The sequence below is a fragment of the Moritella sp. genome (assembly GCF_013215705.1).
Classification (GTDB): Bacteria; Pseudomonadota; Gammaproteobacteria; order Enterobacterales; family Moritellaceae; genus Moritella.
In genome coordinates this window covers 40,367-50,588 of the sequence record NZ_JABSQR010000017.1, presented here as the reverse complement: position 1 = coordinate 50,588, position 10,222 = coordinate 40,367, and the positions used below count along the sequence as shown (strand labels likewise).

At 40.0% G+C, this 10,222-nt stretch carries 6 protein-coding genes and 3 tRNA genes; all 9 read right to left on the bottom strand.

The genetic code is table 11. The features are described from left to right. Positions 1-2 precede the first annotated feature (2 nt). Positions 3-76 (bottom strand) — tRNA-Arg (locus tag HRT96_RS12625). An 89-nt stretch (positions 77-165) separates the two neighbouring features. Beyond that, a tRNA-Arg gene (locus tag HRT96_RS12620) sits at positions 166-242 on the bottom strand. Positions 243-327: 85 nt separating this feature from the next. After that, positions 328-419: transfer RNA gene (locus HRT96_RS12615), tRNA-Ser, on the bottom strand. Between the two features lie 201 nt (positions 420-620). Then, positions 621-812, bottom strand: coding sequence for a carbon storage regulator CsrA (csrA, locus tag HRT96_RS12610; protein WP_112715342.1), 192 nt, complete (start codon positions 810-812; stop codon positions 621-623). Between the two features lie 120 nt (positions 813-932). Further along, entirely contained in the window at positions 933-2,156 is a 1,224-nt protein-coding gene (locus tag HRT96_RS12605) for an aspartate kinase (protein WP_293132698.1), read from the bottom strand. A 157-nt stretch (positions 2,157-2,313) separates the two neighbouring features. Beyond that, positions 2,314-4,935 (bottom strand): alanine--tRNA ligase, encoded by a 2,622-nt coding sequence (gene alaS / locus HRT96_RS12600; RefSeq protein ID WP_293157124.1) that lies wholly within the window; start codon positions 4,933-4,935, stop codon positions 2,314-2,316. A 395-nt stretch (positions 4,936-5,330) separates the two neighbouring features. Continuing rightward, entirely contained in the window at positions 5,331-5,669 is a 339-nt protein-coding gene (gene glnB / locus HRT96_RS12595; protein ID WP_006033375.1) for a nitrogen regulatory protein P-II, read from the bottom strand. A gap of 115 nt (positions 5,670-5,784) precedes the next feature. Further along, positions 5,785-6,219, bottom strand: coding sequence for a type IV pilin protein (locus HRT96_RS12590; RefSeq protein ID WP_293157121.1), 435 nt, complete (start codon positions 6,217-6,219; stop codon positions 5,785-5,787). Then, positions 6,219-10,217 carry a PilC/PilY family type IV pilus protein gene (locus HRT96_RS12585; protein ID WP_293157118.1) on the bottom strand — a complete coding sequence of 1,333 codons (3,999 nt, stop codon included), beginning with the start codon at positions 10,215-10,217 and terminating at the stop codon, positions 6,219-6,221. The genes HRT96_RS12590 and HRT96_RS12585 overlap by 1 nt, the downstream gene beginning before the upstream one ends. Positions 10,218-10,222: the final 5 nt, after the last annotated feature.

The following is a 10,222-nucleotide window of genomic DNA, read 5'->3' as shown; positions in this document are numbered from 1 at the left end:
GGTGCGGATGGGAGGAGTCGAACCTCCGACCGCCTGGTTCGTAGCCAGGTACTCTATCCAGCTGAGCTACATCCGCACATATTTGGTCTAACCTATAATTTTTATAACTAGATTAAGTATTTTCAACTTCTACTAATTACTTAGAATTAATTCTAATCGAAATAATGGTGCGGATGGGAGGAGTCGAACCTCCGACCGCCTGGTTCGTAGCCAGGTACTCTATCCAGCTGAGCTACATCCGCATACAATTATTTCTTCCAACGACCAAAAAGCTGACCAAAACACTATAACACATTTTCCAACATGTGATAGAAGCTAGGACAACAATGGCGGAGAGGGAGGGATTCGAACCCTCGATGGGATTTAAAGCCCATACTCCCTTAGCAGGGGAGCGCCTTCGGCCACTCGGCCACCTCTCCGTGTTGTTGGCGCTCATAATACGGATACTGGAAAATAAGTCAAATATTAATTAACCGCACTTAAGCAACTGTTTAAGTTTCAAACAACAAAACTACTATTGCAGCAAAAATAGGATGCAAAGTCCCAAAATAATCAAAAACAGATAAAAAAAAGGGTTTAGCATCGCTAAACCCAATCTGTAATAATCTTATTATTCTAATTTAGAAGTTGCCTTCAGGGCTTTCGCCTTTTTCTGCTTGAATTCGCATGTATATCTCTTCACGATGAACAGATATTTCTTTAGGCGCATTAACACCGATACGAACTTGATTTCCTTTCACACCTAAAACAGTAACAGTAACTTCGTCACCAATCATAAGCGTTTCGCCAACACGGCGCGTCAATATTAGCATTAATTTATTCCTCAACTAATTCATTATATTTTTGTTAGGCCGCTTATTATTCTATTAAAAGCTTCAATATAAAACAAGAAAAGAATAAACAAGACTTAATTTGCTGTTAATTCACTCAGTTCAAGCAACATCTAAGTTGAATGCAGCGTGCAATGCACGTACACCGAGTTCTAAATATTTCTCGTCAACGATCACTGAAATTTTAATTTCAGAGGTTGAAATCAACTGCATGTTGATCCCTTCATTACCTAAAACTTCAAACATTGTTTTAGCGACACCTGGATGATTCCACATACCGACACCTACTATTGAAATTTTAGCAATACGATCGTTACCTTGCACATTTTTTCCAGATAATTCTTCACAAGTCTTTTCCAAGAGTACTCTCGCGGCTTGGTAATCGTCACGATGTACAGTAAAAGTGAAGTCAACAAGGCCATCTTTACCATGTGCATTTTGGACGATAACGTCAACATCAATACCGGCATCACCAATTGGCGTTAAGATATTGGCTGCAACTAAAGGTTCATCAGGAATACCTGATATTGTTAAACTTGCTTCATCGCGGTTAAACGCAATGCCAGATATGATTGCTGATTCCATTTTTTTTACGTCCTCGTAAGTAATCAATGTCCCTTCACCGTCTTCAAATGAAGATAGTACACGTAAAGGTACATTGTATTTCCCTGCAAATTCGACCGAGCGAATTTGTAATACTTTGGCACCTAAGCTCGCCATTTCAAGCATCTCTTCGAAAGTGATGCGATCTAATTTCCGTGCGCGCGGTTCAACCCGAGGGTCGGTGGTATAGACGCCATTAACGTCAGTATAAATCTGACATTCATCAGCTTTCAGTACAGCTGCAATTGCAACAGCGGTAGTGTCCGAGCCGCCGCGCCCTAACGTCGTGATATTATTATCTTCATCACGACCTTGGAAACCTGCAACTACGACCACTTTACCTGCATCTAGATGACGTTGTAAGTTGTCTGTTTCAACAGTTTTGATGCGCGCCTTACCATGACTGTTATCGGTTTTCATTTGAACCTGATCACCCGTCATTGATATCGCATCGACACCTGCTTTTTGCAGGGCGATGGTTAACAAAGCGATAGTGACCTGCTCTCCTGTTGAAACTAATACATCCATTTCTCTGCGAGCTGCATGCTCATCAAGTGCTTTTGCCATACCCAGTAAACGGTTAGTTTCACCAGACATTGCCGACACGACCACAACTATTTGATTACCCTGTTCACGAGATTTTTTCACTCGCTGGGCAACAGCTTCAATTCGCTCAATTGAACCAACTGAAGTACCCCCATATTTTTGTACATACAACGCCACAACAACTTCCTTTAATAACCTTTAAATTTATCACCGCCTGTGCTCAAAACAACGAGCCGGATTGCCTGCTCGTTGCCATTACACTGTTTATTTAAACTTAGTTAATCACCATTAACGACTCGCTAATCATAGCTAACTAATTATTACTAGTACTGACTTACAGTTTTTCAGTTAACCAAGGCGTCACTGATTCAAGCGCTGCTGCTAGTGCTTCAGGCTTTGAACCACCCGCTTGCGCCATATCAGGACGACCGCCACCTTTACCACCAACTTGAACGGCAAGGAAGCTAACTAGCTCACCCGCTTTCACTTTACCGATTAAGTCTTTAGTTACACCCGTGATCAGGTTAACTTTACCTTCGCCTGGAATACCAAGCACAATAATACCGCTTTGCAGTTTGTTCTTCAGTTCATCCATCGAGCTACGTAGCGACTTAGGATCAGCACCTTTTAGGTTAGCAACAAGTACTTTAACACCGTTAATCACTTGTACCTGGTCGATCAAGTTAGCATTCGCAGCACTTGCTACTTGTACGTTTAACTTCTCAACTTCTTTTTCTAGGCTACGGTTGCGGTCAAGTACTTGACTCACTTTTGCCACAACTGTGTTTTGGTCCGCTTTCACTAAGCTTGCAGTTTCTTGCATTTTAGCAACAAGATCGTGCACATAAGCCAGTGCAGAATCACCAGTTACCGCTTCAACACGACGTACACCGGCGGCAATACCGCTCTCAGATAAGATCTTGAAGAAACCAATGTCACCAGTACGTTTAACATGCGTACCACCACATAGTTCAATTGAGAAGTCACCCATGCGTACTACACGCACTTCATCATCGTATTTCTCACCGAATAACGCCATTGCTCCCGCTTCACGCGCCGCATCAATGTCCATGACTTCCGTTACAACTTCGTGGTTAGCACGAATCTGAGCGTTAACAAGTCGTTCAACTTCAATCAGTTGCGCAGGCGTTACTCCTTCAAAATGTGAGAAGTCAAAACGTAAACGTTCAGGTAATACTAATGAACCTTTCTGTTGTACATTGTCGCCAACAACTTTACGTAATGCAGCGTGTGCTAAGTGAGTAACAGAGTGATTAAGGCCAATCGCTTTACGACGACTTACATCAACATCGGCGATAACTTGGCTATTTACTTCGATCACACCCGAAACTGACCCGAAGTGAACAGTTGCATTACCCGCTTTTTTGGTATCTGTTACCGTAAATACTGCATCACCAATTTTGATCACACCTTGGTCACCAGATTGGCCACCCGCTTCTGCGTAGAATGGTGTTTTGTTTAATACAATCGCACCTTCTTGACCGTCATTTAACAGCTCAACTTCAGCGTTATCTTTAATTAATGCCACGATTTGTGCATCAGATGTCAGCGTTTGGTAACCCAAGAATTCAGTTTTCGCATCAATTTTTAGCATTTCGTTGTAATCAGTGCCAAAGTTAGAACCTTGACGTGCGCGATTACGTTGCGCTTCCATTGCAGCTTTAAAGCCGTCTTCGTCAATGGTTAGCTCACGTTCACGGGCAATATCAGCGGTTAAATCCGATGGGAAGCCGTAGGTATCGTAAAGTTTGAATACTACATCACCCGGCACCACTTTACCGTCTAGTTGTGACAGTTCGTTGTCTAAAATGTTCAGACCACGCTCAAGTGTTTTACCAAACTGCTCTTCTTCGATAAGTAAGATTTTTTCAACAATTGCTTGTTGTTTTACCAGATCGTCAGAAATGTCGCCCATGAGTTCGACCATTTTCGCAACCAGTTTGTTGAAGAATGGACCTTTAGCGCCAAGCTTATTACCGTGACGTACTGCACGGCGGATAATACGACGTAGCACATAACCACGACCTTCATTTGATGGCATAACACCGTCAGAGATCAGGAAGCTACATGCACGGATGTGATCGGCAATGACGCGTAATGATTTATTTTCTAAATCTGTAGTACCGATAGTCTCTGCAACATGCTTGATTAAGCTTTGGAAGATATCGATTTCATAGTTTGAATGTACATTTTGCATAATTGCAGCAATACGCTCAAGACCCATACCTGTATCCACAGATGGTTTTGGTAATTCTTCCATGGTGCCGTCAGCTTGACGGTTAAACTGCATGAATACTAAGTTCCAGATCTCAATAAAACGGTCACCGTCTTCTTCTGGAGAGCCAGGAACGCCGCCCCAAATGTCTTCGCCGTGATCGTAGAATATTTCAGAACATGGACCACATGGGCCAGTATCACCCATTGACCAGAAGTTATCTGATTCGAATTTCTTCTCAGGCGATTTATCGCCAATGCGAATAATTTTATCTTCAGGCACGCCGATTTTGTTCGCCCAGAATGAAAATGCTTCATTATCACTTTCATACACAGTAACAAGTAACTTTTCTTTTGGTATTTTCAGAACAACGGTTAAAAATTCCCATGCAAATAAGATCGCATCTTCTTTAAAGTAATCACCAAAGCTGAAGTTACCTAACATTTCAAAGAATGTATGATGACGCGCAGTATAACCTACGTTATCTAAGTCATTGTGTTTACCACCAGCACGTACACAGCGTTGCGACGTTGTGGCACGTGTATATGAACGTTGTTCTGCACCGAGGAATACGTCTTTAAATTGGTTCATGCCCGCATTTGTAAATAACAAAGTTGGATCATTAGCAGGAACAAGTGAGCTACTTGTGCCTTTGTTGTGCCCTTTACTGGCAAAATAATCAAGAAACGCGTTGCGGATCTCAGCTGTAGACATAGTCATGTAATTGTCCTGGGTGCTTAAAATATGAGCGATTGTTTAGATTTAATAATATAAACGGATCTGTTAATGAAGTGATTATACCCAAACCGCGTCAAAATGCTAACTCAGAGACGCCCTTGAGGCTGTATTTTACCTGCGTTATTAATCCAATCAGTAAAGATATACCCAAGTTACTTCAAAATCCTATATCAGAGACGAGCAGGGATATCAGAACAAGGCACAATATGTAGATAATGGTTATTCCATTTTCAAATATTGTAACGCTGTGCTGTTATAACTGATTGTGCATCTTGAAGTAACTTGGGTATATATAACAAAAAAAAAGCACCGAACATAAATGCGCGGTGCTTTTCAAAAATTATATCTATTTCAGCGAGCCATCTCACTGATAATAATCAGATCGCTTCTTCGTTTTCTTCACCTGTACGAATACGGATCACACGTTCTACAGCGGTAACAAAAATCTTACCATCACCAATTTTACCCGTGTGCGCGGTTTCAACGATAGAGTCGATACAGGCATCAACATCATCGTCTTGCACTATAAGATCAAGTTTTACTTTAGGTAAGAAATCAACCATGTACTCTGCACCACGGTAAAGTTCGGTGTGGCCTTTTTGACGGCCAAAACCTTTTACTTCAGATACAGTCATCCCTGTGATACCAATCTCGGCAAGCGCTTCGCGTACATCATCCAGTTTAAACGGTTTAATAATCGCTTCAATTTTTTTCATTGTCAGTCCCTGTTTGCCCCTAAATATAACTCTTAGCATACCTAAGCAAATTCAAATTGCCAATCAGACAAGCAATTAAATCGATGAAATTGTTAAACTTATGATTTAACGCTAATCACCAGCAATCCGCGGTTACTGTATTTGCGCTATTCAACGAGGTCGTCACACCAAAATGATCAATCGTGAAAGAGGTGCAATCGGTATCATTTTCCTGCGTACTTGCAGCTTCGACAGTCGCGATTATCGTATAGTTGTTTTTAGTACTACTCGCGCCAAGTGCAAAACTGTAATAGTCACTGTCATCATGCCAGCCAGATCCAGATAAGGTATTCGTCGCGCCACTGGCTAATGACGTTGCATACTGGCCATGATCTAAATAAAACTGCTCTTGTAATAACTGTGCTTTATACAATGCCGTTTTCGCATCATTACGATTGTTACTCATAATATAAGCACTGTAAGAGGGATAACCAATCCCGGCTAAGATGCCAACAATCGCCACCACGATCATCAATTCAACCAGGGTGAAACCCGTCTGTTTATTTGCCATTATTGTACCGCCTCATTGAAGTAACGGTAGGTAGAATGTGGTACTAACTTCATATCGGTTTCCATCGTACCTGTAGGATTATTTCCGTCTTCATCAGTATCTCCTTTACCCACACCTAATAAGCGTAGTATCGATGCACCACTCGCCGACGCAGCATGCACTGAGATACTTTTTGCAAGTACATTGGGCAGTTCAATCGGTTTCTTAAACGTTATTCCTGTCAGAAGGTTAACGGAGTAATACGTGCTTGTTCCTGATTTATCAGTTCCACATTGCTCACCATTATTATTATTTTCGTCATAAGGAGTATAAGCATTAAAATGAACAATACCATTCACAACAACCGCATCACCGAGTGACTTTTCTCCTGATGTAGTTTCATCAGAATTTGTTCTACCTAATTTAAAACGCCAACCAGCTACACTTGAATTTGTCATCTCCTCGACATTACTTTTGTTATTCTCAAAGCTATAGGTCACCTCACTAAGGTTTGATATTAATATCGTGCTAGGAGCTGCACCACTTCCCCAATTAACTGGCGCTTTATTTGTATCTTGTATATTGAAGAAGTAATTATCCACTGTAAGATCTGAATTTGGCCGGGTAATATCACCACTACCAATTAATAAGCCATCATAAGCGATACCATTCTTTATTGTTCGTACAATACTCGGAGGGTTGAAAAATCGACGGTCGTCAGAGCCAGTTCCACCAAGGGATGCCAGTGTTATCATGTTCCATGTATCAAAATCGATCTTATCATTAATTCTAAAAACTGATGGCATATCAGCACGATAAATATTACCACTGGTATCCGGTGCATAAATTCGGTCGGTATAACCATCACCATTGCTGTCTAGCACGGCTACTTGGCTTGCAATACTCCCACTAATACTCCCATTAATAGTCGAACTAAATTTTTTAATAATGTCACCTGTATCTGCATCCACAATAAAAATAGCATTACCTACTGCATCATCTTCGCAAGAGTGATCGGTTCCAGCACCACATTCATCTTTTTGAACATCATAACCACCACCAAAAATCAGTACAGGTTTATCATTATCACTTTGAGTTTTATTACGCATAACTTTTGTTACAACAGGTGTCGACCAAGTTTGTCCGATCTTGTCTTCTACCTTGGTGCCTATATCATCCTCGTTCTTTGACCCCGACATTAGCCAATTAAGTTCAGGCTTACTTACACCATCCTCAAGATTTACAGTTAAAGAATAAAGTGTATTACCACCTCGGCGCATGCCAAAGGTGATGATATGATCAGAACCACTTCTGGCGAGAACAGGGCTCGAGTCGATACCATAAATGCGATCTTCCATCGTAGTGCTACCTAGATATAACTTCAGCGCATTATTAATATTTTCTTTAGGTATAAACGCCCATTCCTCTGTTACTTTTCTTTGCGTTGCGTCATCCTTAAACGCATGAAAGAAACCAGCGTTAGTACCGATAAAGATCCGCGTATTGCCGTCTGAATAATCAACAGCTAAAGGACTAGAGTGCATTGGGTCACCAAAGATATCATCTCTAAACTCACCGGATTCATTTTTGCCCTGCAACCAACGAATCGCATCATCTAATGTTACTTCGGATACACCGATTTTATTCGCAAGGTCAACATCATCACTGACACCAAATACTGTTAGTAAATTAGTTTTATTTAATAGTACTAAATTGGAATTGGTTTTATCTGTCATATATAAATTTCGATCTTCGGTTCTATTTTTTAATGCTTCAGCCACACCGCCAATCTTGACATCATTCAACCCAGCTGTATTACTCCAACCAGAATAGAGATCGTCATTAAAAAACATTAACCCTTCAGAAATGGCAGATTTTGTTAGGGCGGTACTTAACGTTGATGCAGCGCTTGCTGATGCGCTCCACGCACTTAATACACCATTATCAGAAATCTTCAATTTACGCAGATTACCTGACCACTTACTTGTTTGGTTTGGTGCAAACATTGAGTAATACACATACTCTTTATTTTTAGTGACATTACTCGTATTCGTTGAAGTTTCAACAGCTGTCACAACGCCTTGTTTGGCTCTCATATCGTCAATGGCTAAATTTAATTTATCACGCAACTGATTTGCATTCATCGCATTATAAAATTTACCACCTCCTCCCTCAGCTGTTTTTAACAGTAAATTTTTATTATCTATAGGAAGGTTCATCGTAGCCGCTGAACTTTCAATTAAGTTGCCATCCGTATCATATGTAGGCTCTATACTACCTAAGCCAATCGTATAAGTAACAATATGTTCCTTTTCAGGTGTTTTGTCATTAATATCATTATTAGCTAACCAATGGGATAACACAGGCAAATAATTCTTTTTACAATCATTTCCTATCGTAATGGCACGCGTTAGGTCTACACCTGGAAGAGACTTGATTTTACTATTCGCATCTTTATCATGATCATGATCTTTAATTCCCCAGCATTTAATCCAATTGAAAAAATTGCTTGTAATATCATGATATCCTGGTGAAACAATGATCACATAGGCTTTTGTTTGGCATGTTTGAGACCATTCTTTTAAAGGGTTTTTATATTTCCCATTGTCTTCAATACTCCTATCACGCATAGGCTTTGTTAATGTGGAAAATTTATTACCATATTCCATATTCTGACCGTACAAATACAAGTAACCTTCATACAAACTTTCACATAAAGCAGAACGATTTATTCTAGTCGTGAGAATATCACCGACACGATTACGTAGTAATGCTCGACTAGTTTCAGTATCATAGGGTTGAATGCCTGATATGATCCTACCGCCATGATTATTCGCAATCAGATCCCATAAACCCTTACCTTCATTCGAATTAAATATTTCTAAACCGATATCAACGTCTTCTGTGTTTAACATTAACTCATATATTATTTTTTTAGCTATTTGTAATTGAGACAGTGTAAAATTATTATTAGTATCTACTTTATTTTCTGTTTTTAATGCTGCCCATTTTACGAGGTTTTCTGAATATAAAGTTGTTTTATAACTTTCAATTGGTGGTTTATCATTATCATCATTCTCAATATCAATATCAATATCATTAAAACTAGTTTTATTTTTATCATAAGCTTTCCACCATACCTTTTTCTTAGGTATATTTAACCACCCTGTATATTGGTTCGCATTTGGAAAACCTTGTCTATCAGTATCTGCCGCATAACCATCAATTTCACCATCTGCTATATCCTTACGAGCTTCACTATTTGAATTAACCGAAAGCAGGACTTTATGTTCGAAACCAGGATTTTTAGGATCATTATTAACTAGATCCTGCTTACACTCGACATGTTCAGTAAAAAAAACATCGAATAATCCGCTACTGGGTTTTATTTTCGTCCAACTGTAAAGAGCTAGGTTTGAATTCCATTGCGTCAGATAGTCGCTATAAGCGCCTAAAGCGCTATCTAAATTACTTACTGCAGCATTACAGTTCATTTCCTCAACACGAATGAAGTTACCACTTCTTCCCGGAATCGTTTCTACAAAATCCTTATATTCTTTAGAAATATTAAATGGTATGGTCTTATCTTCACGACTCTGGTATGCGTTATACTCTGCAAGTTGCTTTTCTGCGGCGGCATGACGTTGCTTATTATAGTCTTTAGCACTGCTTTTTGTACTATCCTCTGCACTGTACTCTGTACTACCCCCTGTACTAAAATAAACTTTGTCCGCGCCAAACACGCTATTAACAAGTGAGTTACCAACTGTATCACTGGTTGGTGGATAAGCGATAAAAGGGTCATATACCTCAGGATATGGATAGCTGACTTTTTTTCTCATATGAGAAGAGGTATCCAAAATAATCAGTACTTGTGGTTTACTGTTAGCACCTGCTAATGCAGCTTGATAAATTTCACTTTCATCTGCGCTCACATTCATGGCGGTAGCCCCCAAAAGTGTGGCAAACATGGCGACACTAAGGCTTTTGGGGATGGTTTTATTGAAGTTCCATTTCATTGCTC